The following is a 21,772-nucleotide window of genomic DNA, read 5'->3' on the forward strand; positions in this document are numbered from 1 at the left end:
TATGCTACGCAGCCACCTGATTGAGCATACAGTTGATGCGGCACCTTCCCTGGCCATTAGCCTTGCCTGTCAGGTGGTTTTTGCAGTTATAATAAGCTCTGTTACATTCCGAATTCTAGGAAGTAACTTCTAACTTGATGCGTTTTCATCCATTCGTTAGCCCAAGATTTAGCCTCTTCAATTTCGTTCTCAGAGAGTTTTTTTTCAAGAAGACTGAGTTCTTTAACAGAACGAGAATAGGCTGACTCCTCAGTTTCTGGCGGTAGTTGATGGGTTAATACATATAACCAACCGTAAGCTTTTTTATTGCTTTGCATATCAGCAGGAATTGGAATGGTAAACTCATCGCCTCCCATCAGATAAGTGCTATAGATCCTTATCGAGTTAATATTTCCTGTATTGGCTGCACGTTCGAGCCAAGCCAGCATTCCAACAATATCTTTGTCTTTCTCAGCATAGCTGGACATAACCTCCATCGCCTTGGGATGGCCATGATTGGCGGCTTGTTCTGTCCAATAACGTTCAGCTTTATCACGGGAGCCAGGGATAAGGTACCAACCGCAGCCACTTCGGATGTCATTTGCTAAATTGAACTGAGCTCCTGCATCCCCTTTTTGGGCTGCCTTCTCAAGCCATTTACATGCACCATTATCATCATTTTTTAATGATAGGACGAAAGAATATGTCTTCACCCCCTCAATATCGCCTTCTTCAGCCAGTTGCTTAGATTTCTTAATCAGCTTGTCAGACCAACCACCATCACCTTGATGTTCAGCTAATGTTGAGTCAAGCATGACATTTTCACCGATATTAGAAAGGGCTAGCATCCCACAAAGCCCCCCTAACTCAGCTGCTTTTTTAAAGTATTTTTGTGCATCAGCGTTAACAATCAAAGATGTGCCTTGATAGCCGCTGGCAATGGTACATAGCGCTTTAGTACTGCCCGCATTAGCTGCTTGCCACATCAGGTCTAGCCCTTTATCCCACCCTTGTTCATAGGGGATAACCGCTTGTTGATAAAGCTCATCTGCTGTCACCACCTTATTTGCAGCTACGCTTTCAAATGAGACCGAGATCAACAAACCAAACACGAGCATTGAAAATTTATTAACTCTTAACATTCCACCCGTCCTGAATCTGAGAACGACCATACGTATTAGAGATCTTGTAGTTAGGTTGTGCATTTTCCCAACGCATATTTGATAACACATTGCGAGCTCGTCGATACTTTATTAATGTTGACTTAAGGTCATCATTTCTACTGTCCGCAGGCAAAGCCATATATTTATCTAGTGTACTAAGGTTACGCTTATAAGCACCAATCTGATCTTGCACATTGATATCGGTCATGCGGCTTATCGCCTCTTGAAACTTATGGCAATTATCAGTAGTAGCTTTACCGCTATAGAGCCAATCAACCAAGCGCGCAATGGTCATTTGCTGCAACACATGGGTCTCTTTATCCGATAAATTGACAGGGGGATTGTTCAGCCTCAGTACTTTGGAGTTTGCCACCAAGGTACCCAATAACGAGCCCAATGCCTCCGGCAGTAGACCGTTGGCCCACGCTTTAAGCTTGGCTTCCGTTGCTGCATTGGCCCTAGTATCGCCAGCCGTATCCGGGCGTAAAGCCGGATTGGGATTACGTGGTTTAGGCAGCAAGTGACCCGACAACGTCCACGCCACCAGACCCGCATTCTGGCTGCGATTCAGCTTGCCGTAGAGGCGATCAACAAAGTCTTTCTCTGCCGCCACTATCTGACCAATATTGACCCCCAACAGCAGTGCAAGCTGACTGGCCCTGGAGAGCCGCTGATAGCTCTCCTCATCGGCGAAGACTTCGACCCGCTCGTAGTTGCAGCGGCGCAGCAGCTCCTGAAACATGGCCACCACATAACCGGTAGATTGCCAGTCTACTTCAAACTCGAAATACCCTCTGGCCTTGGCGCTGCCCCCCAGTACCCCGGCCTTAACTCCCAACCGCATCCGGTTATTGCGCCAGCTCAGGATAAAGGGGAACTCGCTCAGCGTGTCCTTGATTTCGGCCTTCAACCCGGTGGTGGCCTTGCATAGCTGCAGCGGCAGCTTAGCGGCTTGACCATCTATCCTCAGACGCTGGATCATGCTGCTATCTGGACGCCAAAGCAGGCGTCCTGACAGACTGCAGCCCACCTCAGCCCCAACCTCGGCGGTAAATTCCCCCTTCTCTTCAGCCTTGACCGCCACATCGAGCCCACTGAGGCTAATTCCACCGACGCTGGCATTGAGCGATGCCTCGCGGCCCGCTTTGAGCATGGCGCCCGCTTTGCCCCACGCCTTGGCGTGGACATCTACGGCCCAGGTGCCCAGATTGATCTGGTATTTGTTGCCACTCTTGGGGGCGATCAGGGTTGCTATCGTGGGTTTTGCGCCTCGTGGCAAGGTGATCCTGAACAGATCGATCTCGCCGCGCAGAGGATAAAACTCTGCAGTGACCGACAAGCTGGCGCTCGGCCCAGGCATGGAGACGGTGCCGTCCTGATAGGTCAGTGTCATCGGCGGGGGGTCTATCTTGCCGGAGCTGCTGAGTTTGCCCTTCCAGTCGCTGTAACTCATCATCCGCATCAACTGTGCTTGGGGAGATTCATCAAAGGGACCAAACTCCACCTGCTTGTCAGAGCGATAGAGCAGTGTGCCAAGGTGCCCCGCAAAGCGGCTACACCGCGCGTCGAGAGCCTTCACCTTGATGTTCTTCTGCTCCAGGTAGTCGGCCACCTTGTCAAAATTGAGGGCGCCGTTCTCTTTGTAAAACCAGCCCTTTTGCAGAGGGAGAGGGGTAATGCCATCTTGCGCCAGCAGGGCGAGCAGCACAGGATCCTGCTCCAGTTTGAGCAGATCACCCGCCCGCTCCTTGACCTTGTCTACTGGCAACTGCCAGAGGCTGAAGTAGCTGAGTGGCTCTACCGATAACGCCGCCGAGCATATCTCACGCAGTGGATAATCCCCCTTGGTCAATACGTCCATGGGTTGGCGCTGATATTCCCCCTCCCATGCCAATACCCGAGGAGGGACTTGGCGGGAGCAGGCCAACAGAGCCTTTTCGTACAGCTCGTTAGCTTGTTTGTGGGCAGTATTAATCGCATCGAGCTGACGCTGAAACATCTGCTGGGGTGGCAACAAGGGATTCTCTTTGTCGCTGCTGGCGGCATAACCGCTATCGAGCGCGGTCAAGAAGGCCTTGGTGGTCTTCTCCAGTTCTTCTTCGGCCTGCTTTTTCTGGGCCAGATAGGCGTACCAACTGGCATAGCACTTATCACCGGCCACACACCCCTCTATGCCGCTCAGAGCAAACTCCGGCACGGCGACCCCGAGCGCACCAAGCTCGCTGATGCAGCGATTGAGGGTCTGCTGGGCCGCAGTCATCTTGGCCAGGTTTTCCTGACGATGGCTAAACCAATCGTCACTCGGCCACATCAGATCGTTGCTGTGCTCCTGCATCAGGGTCTGGGTTTTCAGCACCGCTTGTCGCAGCAATTCAATCTGCTCTGCCGGGGGCTTTTCTGCCACAAACGTGGCACGGGCCTTGTTGTATTGCGCCAGCAATTTGCCGATTTTGACCTGACGCGGGTCATAGTAGTGGCCATTTTTATCGACTTCATACCCTTGCGCCTTGGCTTGCTCAATCCCTTGGCGTTTGAGCTGTTCCAGTTGCTCAATACACTTGGCATCCTCAGCAGCCAGATTGATAAATTGCTTGTGTACTGCAGCCTGACTGTTATCTCCGTAGGGCAAAAAGGTCGGGCTGGCAGGCCTGCTCGCCTGAATGTTGCTCCATTCTTGCTGTTGGGCCGGGGTCAAGAAGCTGTATGGGGTCGGGCTAATCATCAGGCTATCGAGTTGAATAGCCTGTGCCGCCAGCGCTTGCAGCTTGCTGGATGAACCAAGCACCTTGGCCTCAAACTCACTGACCACCATTTTTATCTTCTTGAAGGCTTTTTTCTCGACCAGCCAGAAGCAGTTGGAGCCGCTGACGTAGAAGATGTCTTCAAACTCTTTTGCCGAGCAGGGGGATTTGACCGCAGCGAATGACTCATTTGATGCAGCCTCGGGCAACGGAACAAAAGGCAACATAGTCGGCGACTGACAGAGCCCTTCATCAATGACATTGTTAACTACAGGTGACGTAGTCGTGGTTGGTGCGGACATCTATAACGCCTCCACTGGCTGATGGGTCTGACCCTGCCAAAAACGGTTTGCCACAGCCAGCGGCTCATGGCACTCAATATCGAAGGTGGCCAACCACTGGGCCATGCGGCCATCCAACACGGGAGCAGGATAATCATTAAGCAGGGTGAGCCAAGGCATAAGCTCCCACTGCTCGGTCAAGCCTTTCTCAATCAGGCATGCAAGCGAAGATGCAAGACCATAACACAAAGCAGGGTCAATCCGGGCTGCTTGCAAGCTATAAAGCAGACGGGTTTTCTGGGCCATCACCAGCAATTCCGAACTCAAACACACCGGTTGCTCAAAGGCGGCTTCGTGCTCAGCGCTGACAATTTCACACCAGGTTGCAGAGCACCAGTCAGGCAAGTACACCGCCTCCAACACTGAGCCCACCAAGGGGGCATCATACTGGCAGGCATAGATAGCCAGCCAAATGGCCGGATCGTAAAAGCGCAGATAGCTTTGCCCCTTCCCATCTGGCACCGTCAGGAACTGTCTGAAATGGTTGGCTAGCTCTTCGCAAAAGAGCGATGCGCGCAGCGCAACGCCTGCGCGCCTCTCTCGCACTTCCGTGAGCAACGTTTCCCTGACAGTGCGCTCGGAAGGGAGGCGGAGCAAAAGGGGGCTCACTTCCAATAAGGCTTGGTGGTGCGTACCAGCAAACAGCAGCGTTAATTCGGGCTGCTCAATGAGCTGATAGATCACCTCTTGCGCCTCTTCCCAACGTGCTACATCAATCAGCAAATAGTTGATTGGTAAGCTATCAGGAGATAACCGATGCAGAAACGTTAACTGTTCCCATCGAGTTTGCATGTGCAGTCTCCCCGTTCACATGTGCCATTAGAGCGCTTGCCACACATGGGCATTGCTACCACACCGGCTTTTGCCGCGACCAACATGGCCGGGATCATCTCTGGGGTTGGCGGTACAACATAAGGCGCTAATGCTACCCCCATCGGCAGGCCGGGCATCTGACCCGCCCACCCTGAGCCTGAGCCGGGACTGCCACCAGAGTTCATCTTGATGGTGGGGCCGACCAAGGTGACGCCGCTTGGATCGACCTTCACAAAACTGCCACCGACTTTCAGGGTGATCTCCGACCCGGCTTCCAACACAATTTTTTGGCCCGAGTCGAGATGAATCTCCTGTACAGCATCAACCAGCAACGACTGGCCCAGTTTCTGGTGCATGGAGGCATCCACCGTCAGCGAATAGTCCGCCTTGATGTGGTCGCGTTTTTCACCCTCAACTGTCAGGTGGTCATTACCGAGGCTGGGCGGAGCGCCATCCTTGCCCGGCACCTTTCTGATGCGGGTGACCCGCTCATTGTCGATATCGGTGTGCTGGTCGTGCTTGATATGCCACGCCGCATCGTTTTCAATCAGCACATTCAGGTCTTTCTGACCGTGGATATAAATCTCTTCCTGCCCCGCCTGGTCTTCAAAACGCAGCTCGTTGAAACCCTCGCCCTGGTGAGTTTCGGTGCGCAGCACGGTGCGGGTCTTGTTGGCGGGCAGCTCATACGGCGGCCGATTGGTGGCGTGGTAGGTGCGACCCGTCACGATAGGCTGGTCGGGGTCACCTTCGAGGAATGAGACGATAACCTCGTGGCCGATGCGCGGAATCGCCATCATGCCGTACTGACCGCCGGCCCAGCCTTGGGATACTCGCACCCAGCAGGAGCTTTGGTCGTTGGAGCTGCCGTAGCGGTCCCACGGGAACTGCAGCTTCACCCGGCCATGTTCGTCGCAGTAAATCTCCTCCCCCTCGGGACCCACCACCATGGCGATTTGCGGGCCGTCCACCATCGGCTTGTAAGGTGCCTCGGGGCTGCCGATGCGGGCACGCCAGGTGGTACTCGCCTTCACTACGCCAAATTCGTTGTGGTAGACGGTCGGGCCGCTGCCGCCTTCTTCTTCCAAGGCTTGTGGCTGCTCACCGGTGTGGCGGATATGAACGATTTGCCAGTCAGTGTTGAGGCTACCATTGGGATGTTCGGTCAATGAAAAGTGCTGGCCCGGCAACAAGGCGGCACTGTTGGACTTGCCACTGCCCGCCACCGCGTCATTGCGCAGGGCATCGAGCCGATGCTGGACAAACGCCTTGCCGCTCGGGTCCTGCTTGTAGCGACCCGGATAGTCGAAGTGCTGGTAGGTATCCCGTTGGTGCTCGAGCTCTGCACCCTGCTTTTTGTGGGAGAGGCCATAAGCTGGCGTCTTGAAGCTGTAATCTTTCAGCTCCACATCCGAGGGGCGCACCGCCTCGCGGTAGTGGAACTGGCGCACATAGGGACCTTGTTCCAGCGAGCGGTTGCCGAGGTTGAAAAATAGCTCGGGGCCCGCGGTCAGGGCTGCCGCATCGTCAGCAAAGACGATGCGGTGCTTGCCTGCTTCAAACTCGTGGAAGTAGAACAAGCCCTCTTCGGCGGCCAAGCGGTTCACAAAGTCGAGGTCAGTCTCCCGATACTGCACGCAGTATTCCCGCTGGGCGTGCTCATTCTTGAGCGCAAAGGCGTAATCGGTGATGCCGTGCTCTTGCAGCAGGATACTGAGGATTTCATCGGGCTTTTGCGCCTGAAAGATGCGGGAGTTCTGGCGCAGCCCCAGCCGCCACAGCGCCGGTTTGACTTGCAACTGATAGCGGGTACGGCGAAAACCGCTGTCTCCTTGGGCAAACTCGCTCACAACCCCGCAGACCCGGCGTTGCAGCTCGCCGTTGTACCACACAATCAGCTCGCATGGCTGGTCCAGCACGGCGCCAAAGTCGACATCAGGCTGGCTACTCGCCACCTCCAGCTGCAGGTTGAACGGCCGGTTCAACCCCTCATCCAGCTGGAAACTGGCCACCACGAAGGTGCTCTCGGGCAACGCCCCCACCTTGACGGTAAATTGCAATCCGGTTTGATTAGCCATGGCTTTCCCCTCTTGTCACGGCCAAGCAGTGCCTGAGCCCTTGCCAACTCTCGCGCCCATACAATCCCTCACCGCGCAGCCACGCTACCGCCCTCTCCGGTGCCGCAAGGGCCACCAAAGATAAAGGGGTTAACAGGTTACGAGCGGTTCGGGTCTGCATCACAGGACACCCTTTAGTGCTTTGCCATCCCTCCGCACTCACCGGCAGGGCATCAAACCCCGGCAGGGGGATGGCAAAACAGAAAAGCTCCAGCCAACCCGTTGGCCAGGCTGGAGAAAATGCACAGTACAAGAAGCCGGTTGAACAACCGGCTCAAAGACACATTACTACTTACAAGGAATACCAAAGTACCGAAGCAAGGCTTACGCCTCGATGGGCGCGCGCCAGTCGTCCGCACCGGAAGTACCGGCAACGGTGTGCTCCCAGTCAATCTTGCGGTAAGCCATGGAGACCTGGATAAGCTGGGTGAAGTCAGACTTCGCCGGGTCCTGGCAGTGCGGCATCTGGCAGTCGATGTCAACGATGGTGGCATCGGTCAGCACGGTAGAGAAGAAGTGCTCCTGCTTGCCTTCAACGGAGGTGCGGTACCACTTCAGGGTCACTTTCGGCAGCATTTCACCGGAAGCCAGAGAGTTGTACATCAACGGTACGGCTTTGTTCAGCGCAACGGTGAACTTGAACGGCTTGTGGACACGCTGACCAGCAGGCTGACCGGATTGCGGGTCGGTCGGGACGGTGACGACGTGCTGGAACTCTTGTACCAGCATCTCGTCTTCGTGACCTTGTACGAAGATGTTGCCGACGGAATCGGAGGTGAAGGCACCGGCGGTGATATTGCCCTGGGTTTTACCTTCGATGCTGATATAACATGGAGTTGGCATGTGTATGCTCCTAAATAGGTTGGTTAAACGAGATAGCACTCGACCAACCTTTAGCAGCGTCCATGCCATTTTTTTATTCCTTATTTATCAAACAATTACATTCCACCAGTTCTCGCTCAACGCACATGGGTGCAATAAGTTGCGCAATGTCATCACACTCACTGGCAAAACTGACCTTTTCAGTAATTTCATCTACGTAATGAGCAAGCTTTTGCGTTAGGCAGCATCATGCACTGTTATCATCCACATTTTCGATTTGTGCCGTGTCAATGTTCAGCCTGACAATCCCCTGCATCAGTGCCCAGGATATCGCCTGATTTTTGCTGCTTGCCCCCAGCTTCTCCGCGATCCGCTCAAGATGAAAAGTGACAGTTCTGGGCTTGATCCCCAGGATCTGGGCAATATCGCTCACTTGCTTGCCTTCGGCGGCCCATTGGCACACCTCCAGCTCCCGTAGAGTCAGATCTTCCTGAGAAAGCTTCACGGCAAGACAAACACGGGCCACAGCCTCGAAGACATGCACCGCCAGCCAGCTTAAAAAGGGAGTAGCCGTCAGCCACTGATGCTCAGTTCGTGTAGTGCGTGTGATCAATGACAGCAAGCCAACATGGCCATTCGGCCCGTGCCAGGGCATCGTGATCCCGTCGCGCAGCCCCATCTCTTGTGCCTGCAGCATCACTTCCAACCCAGCGACGTCCTGCAGATCGCAACACTCGGTGATCAGGTTGGCCCAGAGGATGGGGGTACTCTGCTTCATTCCTCTGCGCACAACGGGATCTACCGCAAAGAAACGCTTATTGTCGTAGGTCTGCACCCATTCGGCAGGACAGCCGTTGAAAATCCTCACATCAGGACGCTGAATCGAACTGGGAAAGATGAATCCCAGCCGGAAGTGGTCAAATCCCATCTGCTGGCTAAGGGTACGCAACAGAGTCACTATGGTCTGCTCGTCAGGGGCCTCATTGAAGCGGGTAATCAGCTCAAGAGCGTCGGCGGTGTCGAGGAAAAAGTTCGATGTCGAAGTCAAAAGCGAGGCACACCCATTGTAATAAATCACTAAATGTCATTAACAATGAATCAAATAGCATAATATCTCGCCAACACAAAGAAAAAAGCGAAGCCAATGAATAACATGGTGTGAGCGGGTCACCTCACACCTGGCTACATGTATAAAAAATCCCCGCCTATCAGGGCGGGGATCCGGTGCGGGCAACAGCCCGAGATCACTGCGTGTGTTATCTTTTTAGAATACGTATTTGACCCGTGCACTCAGGTTGCGACCCGGTTCGGTAAAGGTACTGACATCTGCAGCGGCATCTTTCCCTGCGAGACGATTATATGTGGTGTATTCCCGATCAAACAGATTGAAGACCCCAACATTGAGTTGCAACTCAGGCAAAGGATTAAACTGGGCATACATATCCACCGCCACCCAACCAGCTGACTTCATAAACTCCTTACCGTTTTCATCCTTACCGACCTTATCCATATCATCAGCAAAGCGAAGCGCGGTATTGAAATTCCAGAGCGCTTGTTCAAAACGCACACCGACATTTCCACTCAAAGGGTTCAGAGAGTTAATGTAGTTCCCATTTTGATCTTTTCCGTTAATGTATGAAAGAGCACCCCAAGTATATATATCATCATCGAACCAGTAACCAAGTTTCAACTCAGCTCCATTGGTATTGACTTTATCCTTGTTGACATATTTAGTCACCATTGTCATACCTGTACGACCAAAGGATGATGTGTTTTCTGTATCAATAAAATCTTTATATTTTGCCCTGAACACAGAAATATCATAGTCAATTGTATCTGACTGGCCGCGAGCCCCGAGATCAATACCATCACTACTTTCTGGACGTAAGTCAGAGTTAGGAATAAAGATATGAGTAAAACCTGGCACACTATAACTATCAGATGCTAAAGACTCACTATATGTAGGAGCCCTGAAACCATGGCTATATTGCGCATATATATTTGCCAACTCATGGGCCTTATATACAAGGCCAAGCTTTGGAGATAGTTCACCTTCCTTGATCTCTCCAAATGAGGATTTACCATTACTGGAAGTAGCTTGCAATTCATAATGATCATACCGCATGCCCGGAGTTAGCTGCCATTTATCATTAATCGCGATATTATCAAAGAACCACACTGCAGCACGCCGCGTATCGCTATCCGGGAATGGGCTTCGGTTCGCTATTGCACCACTCGGGTAACTGGTTTTCGTCTTCTCACGTTCCGTGGTTGATTTTTCATACTCAAGACCCCAAACAATGCTGTTTGCCCCCAAACGCTTGTCAAACTGTAGCTGTGCACCCAAGGCGTCTTGTAAAAACATATTATGTTCTGAACTTCCTTTGGTTGTATTACCAGTATTTTTATTATTACTCTGGTCAAATTTACTGATATAAACCTTCGAAGAAACTCGATCTGTTAGCACCGAGCTTACTTTAAGCTGGTGATCCAGCATGATGCGATAGTTTTCACTTTTCTCATCTTTCAGTCTCAAATCTTTAGCATTATCAAACGGATCGGATTTTTTATCCTGATCGTAATAATCAAATGTCAGCTGCGCCTGCTGTACTGCTGATATATGCCATTTGCTTTTGAGCAGAACGGAACGGTCAACAATATCAAAGTCATACAAACTTGACTTATAGTTCTGTTTGACTCCGCCATTACGCTCTGTATATCGTAATAGATGCTCAAAATCACCGGTACGCAATGCGGTTGTAAAACCGCCCATCCATTGACCGTTTTCGGATGCATAACCACTGGTCACATCAACATAGCTATCTTTATTACGCAAAAAATCCGATGCATCTTTGGTCGTAATTGCAATAACTCCACCGATAGCATCTGAGCCATATGCAGTTGAGGCTGGTCCTTTAACAATTTCAACCTGCTTGATCATGTCAGTATCGAAGTAGTTCTGTCCTACACCACCTTCGCTATAAGCATCGTTTTGACGAACACCATCGCTCACCACTTTGACGCGATTTCCACCCATACCACGCAATGAGAAGGTTTGACCATCAGTAGCATTATGGCTACCGCCATTCACAGTCACACCGGGTTCGTAGCGGAACAGGTCGGCGACGTTGGTGACGACCTGCTCTTCAATCTGCTTGGCGGTGATCACCGAGATGGGGCCGGAGACATCTTCCAGTTTTTGCTCCATCCGTGAGCCGCTGACGACCACGACTTCATCCGCCTTCTGGGTGGCAGCAAAGACCTGGGAGGAGAGACCAGCCGCCACGGCGAGGGCAACCAGAGAGAGTGCGTTATGATGGGTCACAGCGAATCCTTATTGAGAACTGTTATCAAACAGGCCGCATATTACCCTGCTCTCGACAAAGATCAACAAGAAACGAAATCATTCTCATTTGTTTTGAACCAAATTGGTTTTACACTGTCGCTCTGTGTTGCCCTTATTCTCTATTAGCCCCCCGAGATGCACCGGCATCCGGGCATATCAGCCGTGAGATCCCATGATTAGACGACTTCCCCTGCTCGCCCTGCCGCTGCTGCTGGCAGCCTGTGCCACCCCCACTCAACCGACCCAGTCATCACAGTTGCAGACGCTCTATGACTACCGGCTAAGCAGCGAGGGAGACGCAGACCTGACGCTGGAGCAAGCAATCGCGCACATTGCCGACGCCGATATAATTCTGGTGGGCGAGCTGCACAGCCATCCCGCCGTGCATCTGTTGCAATCGCGCCTGCTGAGCGGGCTCTACACCGCAGGTCAGCAGCACGGTCGGCCATTGGCCCTCTCCATGGAGCAGTTCAGCCGCGCCGATCAGAAGACGCTGGATGCCTTTCTGGCGAATCAGATTGGTGAAGCGGCCTTGATCCGCGAAGGCAACGCCTGGCCCAACTATCCAAGCGACTACCGCCCGCTGGTAGAGTTTGCCAAGGCTCACCAGATGCCGGTGATCGCCGCCAACGCCCCCAAACCGCTGGTGAGCTGTGTCGGTCAGGAGGGGGCTGAGTGGCTCGACAAACTGCCCGCGTCGCGCCGCAGCCAGCTGGCCCGCCAACTGACGCTGGGGGATGATCCCTATCGCCAGAAATTTATGGCTTCCATGCACCACGGCGATGCCGACAGCAACGCCCGCCGCTTCGCCGCCCAGACCAGCTGGGATGACACCATGGCCGAGAGCATGGTGGATTATCTCGCCAAGCACCCGGGCCAGCAGATCATGCATATCGCCGGCAATTTCCACGTCGAGGGGGGGCTTGGACTCGCCAGTCGCATCGCCAGCCGCAATCCTGCCCTCAAGGTAGCGCTGGTCGTGCCCCGTGCAGATGAGACCTCTGTTGCAGATCCCGCAGCCGATGTGCAGGTAACCATCATGCCGCTGCCTAAGCGCTGGCAAAACAGTGACGAGATGAAGCAAGATATGGGCGCGCTGCATCAATCCCGCAGTCGTGACTGCAGCCAGTGGCTGCAACCCTAATCTTCAAGGAAACGGCGGGTAAGAAAATGGATGTGTTACTGATCATCGATGTGCAGCAAGGCTTGTTCAACGAGCCCCGTTACCGCCAGGAGCAAGTGCTGGCCAATATCAATCGGGCTGCGGCCCATGTCAGGCAGCAACAGGGACGGGTCATCTATATCCAGCATGACTCGCCCCCCGGTACCGAACTGGAACCGGGCACCCCGGGTTGGCAGTTGCACAGTGCGCTGCAACCGGCCAAAGGAGATAGCCGGGTACGCAAAACGGCCTGTGACAGCTTTCTCGATACCGAGCTTGCCTTCCTGCTGGCCGAGCAGCCGGTCGATCGACTCATTCTCTGTGGCTGCGCCACCGATTTTTGCGTCGACACCACGGTGCGTAGTGCCGCCTCCCATGGGTACGAGGTGCTGGTATTGAGCGATGGTCACACCACCGCCGATCGCCCCCACCTGAGCGCGGCCCAGATCACCGAGCACCATCACTGGATGTGGCGCCACCTCAGCCTGCCGGAGGGGCGCAATGTGACCCTGCTCACCACCGACGAGCTGCTGGCAGTAACACCCGCCCTGCAGCCGTGCTAATCTGCGAGCCTCGCCTCGTTTCTCACTGGAGTCTGTCGTGCGCCTGTTGTCTGCCACCCTGTTGTTGATTGTTCCCCTGCTGTCGGCCTGCTCCAGCTTGCCCGGACAGAAGTATGACGGGCCGGACCCCCTGTTTCTGACCCACATCAACGAGGAGGGAAGCAAGCGCTTCACCTTTGAAGCCGCGCCCAACGAAACCTTGCCGCGCGGCCTCTCGGCGGCCCAGAGCCAGCGGCTGCTGGAGCAGCGGGAGGCGTTACAGGAGAATCTGCTGACCGAGACCCTGGCGACCAAGCAGTATTGCCGCCAGGGCTACATCGTGCTGAGCCAGACCTCCTGGAAGGTGCGGGGAGAGTGCAACGAAACGGCCACCGACGCCGATCGTCGCGCTTTTCCCAACAAGGCCAGCTGGCAGGATTGAACTGGCGGATGAGATAACGCAATAAAAACGGGCAGCCCAGTGGCTGCCCGTTTTGTTATGACGGCTGTCGTGGTCGACAGGGATTATCAGACCGGCGCATCGGCCGGGCTGGTGAGCTCGGCACCGTTGTCGATGCGCTTGTGCCCTTCCACCAGATGGACGAAATCCACCAGCTCGTCACCGGAGACCGCGAACGCCTGGCCGAAGCCCTTGACGAACAGCCCCTGCTCCGGCTTGAGGCGGAACAGTTTGAAATCCTTGAGGTTGGAGAGACCCTTGATGATCTCGCCAAAACGACCTTCCAGTGCAGCGACCGCCTTGCTCCAGCGGGCGTCGTCACGGGCCACCACTTCAGCCACCGCATCGAAGGTCAGGCGCTTGCGGGCAAACAGCTCGCGGGCACCGCTCTCATCCTCGATCAGCATCAGGGATACCCGGGGCACCTGTTGCAGGTTGCGGGCGTGGCGGGCGATCTCGGAGATCAGCACATAGTAGCCATCTTCCTGCAGCACGAACGGGGCATAGCTGGCGTTGGGATTGCCTTCGCCATCGACGGTGGCGAGCTGCAGGGTGCGGCAGCTGTCGCGAAACTCGCGGATCTCCGGTTGCAGGCGGTTCTGCAGACGCTCCTGACGTTCACTCATGCTTTGACTTCCTCTTGAGAGTTGTGGCGCAGCGCCATGAAACGGGTGACCTGATCGGCCAGCAGCTGGCGTTTCTCGTCGCGACCCAGATAGACCTTGAAAATGCAGCGGCCGGAGTGACCGAAGAACTGGAAGGAGTGCCCCTCCTTGCCCATGAACAGCTTGCTGACCAGCGCAATTCCCGCCACGTTGTCGAGCTTGAGGTGACCATGCAGCTCACCGTCCCGGCCCATCAGGTTGTAGTAACCGCGTGCGTCCTTGCCTTTCGGGAAGGGGGCTTTTACCTCGAAGATGGAACCTTCTGATTCGACGATGGTGGTCACCGGGCCCCAGTCGGCCAAATCTTCCAGCAGGCCTTGTGCGCGATCGGCGGGCAACAGGGTCACCAGCTCGGCGGGCAGATGGCGAACCACCTCCCATTCGCTGATGGCAAGCTGGGCCGCCAGGGTGGACGGATGAGCGCCGGGATCCTGCTCCAGCAGCGCGTGAATGCGTTGTGCAATGCTCATGTTTTCTCCCTTTGCGGGACCATCTTGTCCCGCTGTTTATCATGGCGGCTACTCTAATAAAGCACCGAAACCAATGCAATTGATAATTGCTATCATTATCAGTGCATTTTTTCCAAAGCCTTGATATTCTCGGCGGCACACCCGTTTCATTCACCCCTTCGGAGGTTAGCATGGGCCGTCGTCTTGCCCTCGCCATCACCCTGCTCTGCAGTTCACTGTCCCCCATCTCTGCCGTTGCCGCCGACGGCCAGAAAGAGCGTATCGTCAGTATCGGCCCCGCCACCACAGAACTCATTCTGGCACTTGGTGGTGAATCGAGCCTGATCGCCACCGATGTCAGCAGCCCCTTGCCAAAAGGGTTGCCCAAGGTGGGTTATCACCGGGCACTGGCCGCCGAAGGGATCCTGAGCCTCTCCCCCACCCGACTGGTGGGCAGCGACGAGATGGGCCCGGCCCCGACCCTGGATCAGCTGCGCCGTGCCGGGGTCAAGGTAGAGGTGCTGGATACCGCGCCGACCCTCGCCAACCTCAACCAGCGTATCGACACCCTCTCCAGCCTGCTGGGCGATAAAGCAGCTGGCGATCGCCTGAAGGCAGAGATCCAGGCCCAGACCGATCAGCTGGCGGCGCAAGCCAAACAGAACAAACCGCTCAAGGTCGCCTTCCTGCTGCTGCACAAGGGGCAACCCACCAGCATCGCCGGGGGGGACACCACTGCCAGCGCGCTGATCTCGCTGGCGGGCGGCATCAATCCGGTCGCCGAGTTACGCAACTACAAGCCGGTATCCGCCGAATCCCTCATCGAGATGCAGCCCGATCTGGTGCTGGTCAGCGGTCGTGACTGGCAGCAATATGCCGATCCGGCCAAGGTGCTGGCCGAAGTGCCCGCCCTGGCCGCTACCCCGGCAGGCAAGCGCAACGCCATTCACGCCATCGACGGCCACGCCCTGCAAGGGGGCCTGAGCCTCAACTCCCTGCAGCAGGCGAACCAGATCGCCCAGTGGATCAAGCAGGGGTCATGATGCGGTTACCCCTCTCTTGGCTGCTGGCCTTTACCACGGCCGCACTGGCACTGTTGCTGCTCGGTTCGCTGGCAACCGGCCCCATGACCCTCACCCTGGGCGAGAGTCTGCGGGCGCTGTTTGCCGGGCAGGAGAGCGGGATAGAGTCGCACAAACTGCTGATCGTGCAGGAAATTCGCCTGCCGAGAACCCTGCTCTGCATCGCAGTGGGGGGGATTCTCGGGCTCTGTGGCGCCGTGATGCAGGGGCTGTTTCGCAACCCTCTGGCTGACCCCGGCATCATAGGTGTCTCCGGTGGTGCGGCGCTCGGCGCGGCGCTCGCCATCGTGCTGCTGGCCCCCCTCGGCCAGCAGCTGCAAGCCACCATAGGGGTTGGTCTGCTGCCGCTGCTCGCCTTTCTCGGCGGCGCGCTCACCACCACCCTGGTCTATCTGCTCGGCACCCGTGAGGGGGGCACCTCGGTCACCGTCATGCTACTGGCCGGGGTCGCCATCACGGCGCTCTCCGGTGCAGTGATCGGCCTGCTCACCTATCTGGCGGACGATCAGATGCTGCGCAACCTGAGCCTGTGGCAGATGGGAACGCTGGCGGCAGGCAAACCGGCCGATGTGGCACTGGCACTGCTCACCCTGGCGGCCCTGCTGTGGCTCTTTATGCGCGATGCCAATCCCCTCAATGCCCTGCTGCTGGGTGAAGGGGAGGCTCGTCATCTGGGGGTCAATGTGCAATCCCTCAAGCGCCGCCTGATTCTGCTCACCGCCGCGGGCGTCGGGGTGGCGGTGGCGGTATCGGGGATGATCGGCTTCGTCGGGCTGGTGGTGCCCCATCTGGTGCGCCTGCTGGCAGGCCCCAACCACGTCAGGTTGCTGCCGCTCTCGGCCCTGCTCGGCGCCGCCCTGCTGTTGGCGGCCGATATGCTGGCACGCACCCTGCTGGCCCCTGCCGAGCTGCCGGTGGGCATCATCACCGCCCTGCTCGGCGCCCCCTTCTTCATCTGGCTGCTGGTAAAAGGCCGCCGCGCCCTGTGATACGGACTGTTATGCAACCACTCTCATCCTCACTCTCTTCCCCCTTGTTGAGCTGCAGCCGACTCAGCCTGCGCCGTGGCCAGCGCCAGATCCTGGATGGGCTCGATCTTAGTCTCGAGAGCGGCACCCTCACCGCGCTGCTCGGCCCCAACGGGGCGGGCAAGAGCTCGCTGCTCAAGTGTCTGACCGGCGAGCTGGAATATGATGGCGCCATCACCCTCTTTGGCGCGGATCGCCGGCAGTGGGACAGCAGCCAGCTGGCCCACCGGCTCGGGGTATTGCCGCAAAGCTCCTCCCTCAACTTCCCCTTTCTCTGCGAAGAAGTGGTCGCCATGGGGCGCTTGCCCCACAGTGAACCGGCGGCGCGGCGCGACGAGATAGTGGCGGCGGCCATGACCCATGCCGGGGTCGAGCATCTGGCCAAGCGGCTCTATCCCGGGCTCTCCGGCGGCGAGCGGCAGCGGGTGCAGTTTGCCCGGGTGCTGGCGCAGATCTGGCAGGCGCCCTCCCCGACCGAGCAAGCCGAGCAACCCCGCCTGCTGCTGCTCGACGAACCCACCTCGGCGCTGGACCTGAAATACCAGCATCAGCTGCTCACCATGGCGCGCGCCCTCGCCAGCCGCAATACAGCTGTGCTGGTGGTGCTGCACGACCTCAATCTGGCGGCGCGCTATGCCGATCGGCTGGTGATGCTGGAACGGGGTAAGCTGATGGCCGATGGCACGCCTGCCGAGGTGCTCACCCCTGAGCTGATCGCCCGTCTCTATGACTATCCGGCACAGGTGATCCACCACCCCGAAAGCGGCCTGCCGATGGTGGTGTGACAAATTCAGAGTGCGGTAACGGCAGGAAGCGCGCTATTCATCCCGGAAACTGCAGCGTATAAACCGGTTTTTCACACCCCATATCGCCCTGCTAACATTCATCATCGCCAGATATGTGGTGTGAATATCCTCACACTTTGCTCAGGCAAAACCCCCGCAGCATCACCGTCTACTTATAATGGCGCCGCCTCACAGAAGGCATAACTCATTGATGCTACGGAATAATTACAATGAAGAATATCAACAAGACCCTACTGGCTGCCGCCATCTCCCTCGGGATGCTGGCTGGCTGCAACAGCGACAACGACTCAAAGGCAGCTGATCCCATGGTTCGTTTTGCCACCTTCAACCTCTCTTTTGACCGCACTGCCGCCGGTATGCTGACCGGTGAGCTGGCCTTGACCCGCACCGAGCAGGATGCCCTGCTGGCCCGCCTCGCCGAAGGGAGCCTGAGCGGCGCCACGGAAACCAAAGCCAAGAACGTGCAGCAGATCCGCAACGTGGCGGAGATCATCCAGCGCACCCGCCCGGATGTGTTCCTGCTCAACGAGTTCGACAACGACGGCAAAGGCGAGAGCACCGCCGACCTGAAAGCCTTCAACGACAACTATCTGGCTCACGCCCAGCACGCAGAGGTGACGGCCATCAGCTATCCGGTGATGCAGAACTTCGCCACCAACACCGGCCTGATGAGCGGTTATGACCTCAATCTGGATGGCAAGGTCAACAGCGGCCCCGACGATGCCTGGGGCTTTGGCAACTACCACGGCCAGTACGCCTTTGCGGTGATGTCCAAATACCCCATCGACACCAAGCAGATCCGCACCTTCCAGAACTTCAAGTGGAAGGATATGCCGGGCGAGCAGAACCCCATCATCGATGACTGCAACAATCCCAAGGTCAAGATCCCGGCCAGCCGCCAGTGTGGCGACGCCTGGTATTCAGATGCAGCCTGGCAGCAGTACCCGCTCTCCTCCAAGAACCACGCCGATGTGCCGGTACTGATCAAGACCGAGAAGGGTGAAGAGGTGATCCACTTCCTGATCTCCCACCCGACCCCGCCGATTTTTGCCAACGCGGCGCGTCACACCGTCAAGCACAACCGTGCCGAGATCGCCTTCTGGAACGACTACGTCAAGGGTCTCAGCTACATGACCGATGACAAGGGCACCAAGGGTGGGCTGGCCAAAAACGCCAAGTTCGTTATCGCAGGCGATCTCAACGCCGATCCGCTCACCGGTGACGGCGACCTGAGCGCCATTCAGGATCTGCTAAACAACCCGCTGATGAATCAGGCCATCACCAATGGCACCCTGATCCCGGTCAGCGAAGGGGGCCCGGAGTGTGTCAGCAAGGGGACCGACTGCAAACGCAACCTCACTCGCCCCAACCCGGAACGGATCACCAACTCCAGCGTGCTGCAGCTGGATCACGTCATCCCCTCCGCCAACCTCAACGCGGTCAAGAGCGGCGTCTTCTGGCCTGCCAGCTTCGAGGCCGGTTATCACCTGGTCTATGATGCGAAACTCGGCATCGCCAAAGGGGTCAGCTCGGATCACCGCATGGTGTGGGTCGATCTCAAACTCGACTAACTCTGCCATGACCCCGCTGCGGCGGGGTCTTTTCTTGGCGATGACTGGCGAGTTGACCACGGCTCATTAACCCACCGCTTGGCATTGAGTTATCCATCCATAACTCATCCATAGCCGTTGAATAGGCCCTCCGATCACAGAACCGCCGCGCCAATGGTGGTAGCATGCCTCCTCTTGCCATCCGGCCGCACGGCGGATCCGGTGGCCCTCCCTCCTCCGCTTTCACTTTTTGAGGAACGATTTGATGGAACTGCTTCTGCTTAGCAACGGTAAAGCCAACGAATTTCCGGGTCTGCTCGGCTGGGCCCGAGATCGGGTTCAAAGCCTGCTGGCTCGCAAACAGGTCAAGCGCATCCTGCTCATCCCCTACGCGGTGATCCGCAGCGACTGGGATGCCCGCGCCAACGAACTTACCGAGAGCCTCGGGATCGAGACCATCAGCATTCACCACTTCGACGATCCGGTCGCGGCCGTCAATCAGGCCGACGCCATCTTTATCAGTGGCGGCAACACCTGGCGCCTGAATCAGCTGCTGCATGAAAATGGCCTGATCGTGCCGATCCAGCGCGCCGTACGTGAGCGGGGCGTCCCCTATGTGGGCTGGAGCGCCGGTTGCAACGTAGCGACCCCGAGCATCCGCACCACCAACGACATGCCGGTCTGCAACGCCGCCGTGCTGCCCGCGCTGGGCCTGTTCCCGCTGCAGATCAACCCGCACTATCTGGATGCCAGCATCAGCGGCCACATGGGCGAGACCCGCGACGAGCGTCTGGCTGAGTTCTGCGCCATCAACCCGAGCGAATATGTGGTGGCCCTGCGTGAAGCGAGTCTGCTGCAAATCACCGGAGAAAACGGCAGCGAGCGCCTGGAGTACTGGAGCGCCCGCGATCAGGACTTCAAGATCTTCAAACATGGCCAGGAGCCGCAAGCCTTTATGGACGCCGCCCCGCTGGCCGAGCTGACCCCCTTCAAGGTCGCCTGAGCCACGCAGAGTGCTTCACTACTGGCAAGCAGATAGCTCGCGAAATCGTAAAAAAAAGAGGGATGGCTCGGCGCCATCCCTCTTTTTTATCGTCATCTTTCAGCTGATTGCAGCCTGATTACTCACCCTGCAGGGTCACCAGCACCTTGCGGGCACCGCCATCGACGCGATGCTCGCCAAGCCAGATCCCCTGCCAGGTGCCGAGCGCCAACTGACCATCGCGGATCGGCAGTTGCAGGCTCACCCCGAGCAGGGAGGATTTGATGTGGGCGGGCATGTCATCCGGCCCCTCATAGGTGTGGCGATAGTAGGGGGCATCCTCCGGCGCCAGCCGGTGCAGATGGGCCTCCATATCGCTGCGCACGCTGGGGTCGCAATTCTCGTTGAGGGTGAGCGAGGCGGAGGTGTGTTGCAGCAGCAGGTGCGCCATGCCGATCCGGTAATCCGCCAGCATCGGCAGTTTGGCCACCAGCTCGTCCGTCACCAGATGAAAGCCCCGCGAACGGGGCTTCAACGTCAGCAGGCACTGCTGCCACATCAGACGTACTCCATAAAGACGCGGGAGGTGAGCTTGGTGATGAGTTCGTAGGGGATGGTGCCAATCTCGTCGGCCACCCGCTCCACCGGCAGCCCCTCACCCCACAGCACCGCCTCGTCGCCGGCCTTGTCGGTCGCGCCTGGCCCCAGATCGACGGTGCTCATATCCATGGAGACACGCCCCACCAGCGGCACGATGCGGCCGTTGATCAGCACGGAAGTGCCATTGGGCGCCATGCGCGGATAACCGTCACCGTAGCCGATGGCGATCACCCCGAGCCGGGTATCGCGATCCGACACCCAGTTGGCGCCATAGCCCACCGGCTCGCCCGCCTTGTGATCCCGCACCGCAATCAGCTGGGTCTTCAAGGTCATCACCGGCTGCAGGTCGTAATCGGCCGCCACCGTGTTGGGGAAGGGCGACACGCCATAGAGGATGACTCCGGGGCGAACCCAGTCGCAGTGGGAGTCTGGCCAGGCCAGAATGCCCGCCGAGTTGGCCATGGCCCGCTCGCCCGCCAGCGGTGCGGTCAACTTGCTGAACAAGTCGATCTGCTCGCGGGTAATAGGCTGCTCCAGCTCATCGGAACGGCTGAAGTGGGTCATGATGTTGAACGGCTGCACCACGTTCTTGCACTTGCCGAGTCGTTCGATAAAGGCGGGCATCTCGTCGGCACGCACCCCGAGGCGGTGCATGCCGGTGTCGAGCTTGAGCCAGGCCACCACGGGCGCTGGCAGCTCGACCTGCTCCAGCGCTTCGAGCTGCTCCCAGGTGTGAACCGCCGTCTGCAGATTGTTGGCCGCCAGCACCGGCAGATCGTCGGCGGAGAAGAAGCCCTCCAGCAGCACGATGGGCTTGACCACGGCGCAGGAGCGCAGCATCAGCGCCTCTTCGATTCGGGCCACCGCATAGGCATCCGCATCCACTAGGGTGCGGGCGACCGGCAGCAGTCCGTGGCCATAGGCGTTGGCCTTGACCACAGCGATGATCTTGCAAGCAGGGGCGTGGCGCTTGACCACAGCGAGGTTGTGGCGCAAGGCCGCAGTATTGATTTGGGCAGTAGCCGCTTTCATGGTTTTCCCTTACGAGGGCACAAATGGTCTCCCCCTCATCGGGCCGAAGACCGCCACTCACTTATCGTCGTCGAAGGCCGGACCGGCATAAT

19 protein-coding genes are annotated in these 21,772 nt (G+C 57.1%); 8 read left to right on the plus strand and 11 right to left on the minus strand.

The features are described from left to right. Positions 1-101: 101 nt before the first annotated feature. The 7 genes from I6L34_RS06145 to I6L34_RS06175 all read right to left on the minus strand — a co-directional run bounded on the left by I6L34_RS06145 (position 102) and on the right by I6L34_RS06175 (position 11,301). The gene (locus tag I6L34_RS06145; protein WP_103422092.1) at positions 102-1,121 is read right to left on the minus strand and encodes a sel1 repeat family protein; all 1,020 of its coding nucleotides are present in this window, start codon (positions 1,119-1,121) and stop codon (positions 102-104) included. Next, positions 1,108-4,185: a hypothetical protein gene (locus I6L34_RS06150; RefSeq protein WP_216956183.1), complete on the minus strand. Its 3,078-nt coding sequence runs from the start codon at positions 4,183-4,185 to the stop codon at positions 1,108-1,110. The genes I6L34_RS06145 and I6L34_RS06150 overlap by 14 nt, the downstream gene beginning before the upstream one ends. After that, positions 4,186-5,016: a DUF4123 domain-containing protein gene (locus I6L34_RS06155; protein WP_021230344.1), complete on the minus strand. Its 831-nt coding sequence runs from the start codon at positions 5,014-5,016 to the stop codon at positions 4,186-4,188. Continuing rightward, complete coding sequence (gene tssI / locus I6L34_RS06160) at positions 4,992-7,115, minus strand: type VI secretion system tip protein TssI/VgrG (protein ID WP_081376069.1); 2,124 nt, start codon at positions 7,113-7,115, stop codon at positions 4,992-4,994. Before tssI ends, I6L34_RS06155 begins: the two co-directional genes overlap by 25 nt. 363 nt (positions 7,116-7,478) lie before the next feature. Then, positions 7,479-7,997 carry a type VI secretion system effector Hcp1 gene (gene hcp1, locus I6L34_RS06165; protein WP_005332563.1) on the minus strand — a complete coding sequence of 173 codons (519 nt, stop codon included), beginning with the start codon at positions 7,995-7,997 and terminating at the stop codon, positions 7,479-7,481. 226 nt (positions 7,998-8,223) lie between these two features. Then, entirely contained in the window at positions 8,224-9,054 is an 831-nt protein-coding gene (locus tag I6L34_RS06170; protein WP_254202939.1) for a LuxR family transcriptional regulator, read from the minus strand. A gap of 186 nt (positions 9,055-9,240) precedes the next feature. Further along, positions 9,241-11,301, minus strand: a complete 2,061-nt coding sequence (locus I6L34_RS06175; protein ID WP_216956185.1) for a TonB-dependent hemoglobin/transferrin/lactoferrin family receptor — start codon at positions 11,299-11,301, stop codon at positions 9,241-9,243. Positions 11,302-11,494: 193 nt separating this feature from the next. On the opposite strand from I6L34_RS06175, the gene I6L34_RS06180 reads away from it, so the two are divergent. Genes I6L34_RS06180 through I6L34_RS06190 form a run of 3 tightly spaced genes read left to right on the plus strand, consistent with a single transcriptional unit; the run spans position 11,495 to position 13,468 of the window. After that, the gene (locus I6L34_RS06180; RefSeq protein ID WP_216956187.1) at positions 11,495-12,466 is read left to right on the plus strand and encodes a ChaN family lipoprotein; all 972 of its coding nucleotides are present in this window, start codon (positions 11,495-11,497) and stop codon (positions 12,464-12,466) included. A gap of 26 nt (positions 12,467-12,492) precedes the next feature. Beyond that, positions 12,493-13,047, plus strand: coding sequence for a cysteine hydrolase family protein (locus I6L34_RS06185; protein WP_064335614.1), 555 nt, complete (start codon positions 12,493-12,495; stop codon positions 13,045-13,047). Between the two features lie 37 nt (positions 13,048-13,084). Next, positions 13,085-13,468, plus strand: coding sequence for a hypothetical protein (locus I6L34_RS06190; protein WP_216956191.1), 384 nt, complete (start codon positions 13,085-13,087; stop codon positions 13,466-13,468). A gap of 86 nt (positions 13,469-13,554) precedes the next feature. On the opposite strand, the gene hutZ is transcribed toward I6L34_RS06190, so the two are convergent. Continuing rightward, positions 13,555-14,112 (minus strand): heme utilization protein HutZ, encoded by a 558-nt coding sequence (hutZ, locus tag I6L34_RS06195; protein ID WP_005335257.1) that lies wholly within the window; start codon positions 14,110-14,112, stop codon positions 13,555-13,557. Further along, entirely contained in the window at positions 14,109-14,621 is a 513-nt protein-coding gene (gene hutX, locus I6L34_RS06200) for a heme utilization cystosolic carrier protein HutX (RefSeq protein ID WP_005362516.1), read from the minus strand. Before hutX ends, hutZ begins: the two co-directional genes overlap by 4 nt. A 170-nt stretch (positions 14,622-14,791) precedes the next feature. Between hutX and I6L34_RS06205 the strand changes: the two genes are divergently transcribed. The 5 genes from I6L34_RS06205 to pepE all read left to right on the plus strand — a co-directional run bounded on the left by I6L34_RS06205 (position 14,792) and on the right by pepE (position 20,069). Then, positions 14,792-15,643, plus strand: coding sequence for a hemin ABC transporter substrate-binding protein (locus I6L34_RS06205; protein ID WP_216956194.1), 852 nt, complete (start codon positions 14,792-14,794; stop codon positions 15,641-15,643). After that, entirely contained in the window at positions 15,640-16,671 is a 1,032-nt protein-coding gene (locus tag I6L34_RS06210) for an iron ABC transporter permease (RefSeq protein ID WP_005335261.1), read from the plus strand. The genes I6L34_RS06205 and I6L34_RS06210 overlap by 4 nt, the downstream gene beginning before the upstream one ends. A gap of 11 nt (positions 16,672-16,682) precedes the next feature. Further along, entirely contained in the window at positions 16,683-17,495 is an 813-nt protein-coding gene (locus tag I6L34_RS06215; RefSeq protein WP_216956197.1) for a heme ABC transporter ATP-binding protein, read from the plus strand. Positions 17,496-17,725: 230 nt separating this feature from the next. Beyond that, entirely contained in the window at positions 17,726-19,087 is a 1,362-nt protein-coding gene (locus I6L34_RS06220) for an endonuclease/exonuclease/phosphatase family protein (protein ID WP_201913123.1), read from the plus strand. A 244-nt stretch (positions 19,088-19,331) separates the two neighbouring features. Continuing rightward, positions 19,332-20,069, plus strand: a complete 738-nt coding sequence (gene pepE, locus I6L34_RS06225) for a dipeptidase PepE (protein ID WP_216956199.1) — start codon at positions 19,332-19,334, stop codon at positions 20,067-20,069. A gap of 118 nt (positions 20,070-20,187) precedes the next feature. Here the strand turns inward: pepE and I6L34_RS06230 are convergent, their stop codons facing one another. Further along, complete coding sequence (locus tag I6L34_RS06230; RefSeq protein WP_058058222.1) at positions 20,188-20,607, minus strand: secondary thiamine-phosphate synthase enzyme YjbQ; 420 nt, start codon at positions 20,605-20,607, stop codon at positions 20,188-20,190. After that, the gene (alr, locus tag I6L34_RS06235) at positions 20,607-21,680 is read right to left on the minus strand and encodes an alanine racemase (protein ID WP_216956201.1); all 1,074 of its coding nucleotides are present in this window, start codon (positions 21,678-21,680) and stop codon (positions 20,607-20,609) included. The genes I6L34_RS06230 and alr overlap by 1 nt, the downstream gene beginning before the upstream one ends. Positions 21,681-21,772 lie beyond the last annotated feature (92 nt).

The organism is Aeromonas sp. FDAARGOS 1404 (genome assembly GCF_019047085.1).
Classification (GTDB): Bacteria; Pseudomonadota; Gammaproteobacteria; order Enterobacterales; family Aeromonadaceae; genus Aeromonas; species Aeromonas veronii.

Excerpts from the sequence above, each read along its gene's own strand:
- I6L34_RS06230 (WP_058058222.1), bottom strand. The coding sequence starts at position 20,607 with ATGTGGCAGCAGTGCCTGCTGACGTTGAAGCCCCGTTCGCGGGGCTTT.
- I6L34_RS06155 (WP_021230344.1), bottom strand. The coding sequence starts at position 5,016 with ATGCAAACTCGATGGGAACAGTTAACGTTTCTGCATCGGTTATCTCCT.
- I6L34_RS06180 (WP_216956187.1), top strand. The coding sequence starts at position 11,495 with ATGATTAGACGACTTCCCCTGCTCGCCCTGCCGCTGCTGCTGGCAGCC.
- I6L34_RS06185 (WP_064335614.1), top strand. The coding sequence starts at position 12,493 with ATGGATGTGTTACTGATCATCGATGTGCAGCAAGGCTTGTTCAACGAG.
- I6L34_RS06205 (WP_216956194.1), top strand. The coding sequence starts at position 14,792 with ATGGGCCGTCGTCTTGCCCTCGCCATCACCCTGCTCTGCAGTTCACTG.
- I6L34_RS06150 (WP_216956183.1), bottom strand. The coding sequence starts at position 4,185 with ATGTCCGCACCAACCACGACTACGTCACCTGTAGTTAACAATGTCATT.
- tssI (WP_081376069.1), bottom strand. The coding sequence starts at position 7,115 with ATGGCTAATCAAACCGGATTGCAATTTACCGTCAAGGTGGGGGCGTTG.
- hutZ (WP_005335257.1), bottom strand. The coding sequence starts at position 14,112 with ATGAGTGAACGTCAGGAGCGTCTGCAGAACCGCCTGCAACCGGAGATC.
- I6L34_RS06220 (WP_201913123.1), top strand. The coding sequence starts at position 17,726 with ATGAAGAATATCAACAAGACCCTACTGGCTGCCGCCATCTCCCTCGGG.
- alr (WP_216956201.1), bottom strand. The coding sequence starts at position 21,680 with ATGAAAGCGGCTACTGCCCAAATCAATACTGCGGCCTTGCGCCACAAC.
- I6L34_RS06215 (WP_216956197.1), top strand. The coding sequence starts at position 16,683 with ATGCAACCACTCTCATCCTCACTCTCTTCCCCCTTGTTGAGCTGCAGC.
- I6L34_RS06210 (WP_005335261.1), top strand. The coding sequence starts at position 15,640 with ATGATGCGGTTACCCCTCTCTTGGCTGCTGGCCTTTACCACGGCCGCA.
- I6L34_RS06145 (WP_103422092.1), bottom strand. The coding sequence starts at position 1,121 with ATGTTAAGAGTTAATAAATTTTCAATGCTCGTGTTTGGTTTGTTGATC.
- hcp1 (WP_005332563.1), bottom strand. The coding sequence starts at position 7,997 with ATGCCAACTCCATGTTATATCAGCATCGAAGGTAAAACCCAGGGCAAT.
- pepE (WP_216956199.1), top strand. The coding sequence starts at position 19,332 with ATGGAACTGCTTCTGCTTAGCAACGGTAAAGCCAACGAATTTCCGGGT.
- hutX (WP_005362516.1), bottom strand. The coding sequence starts at position 14,621 with ATGAGCATTGCACAACGCATTCACGCGCTGCTGGAGCAGGATCCCGGC.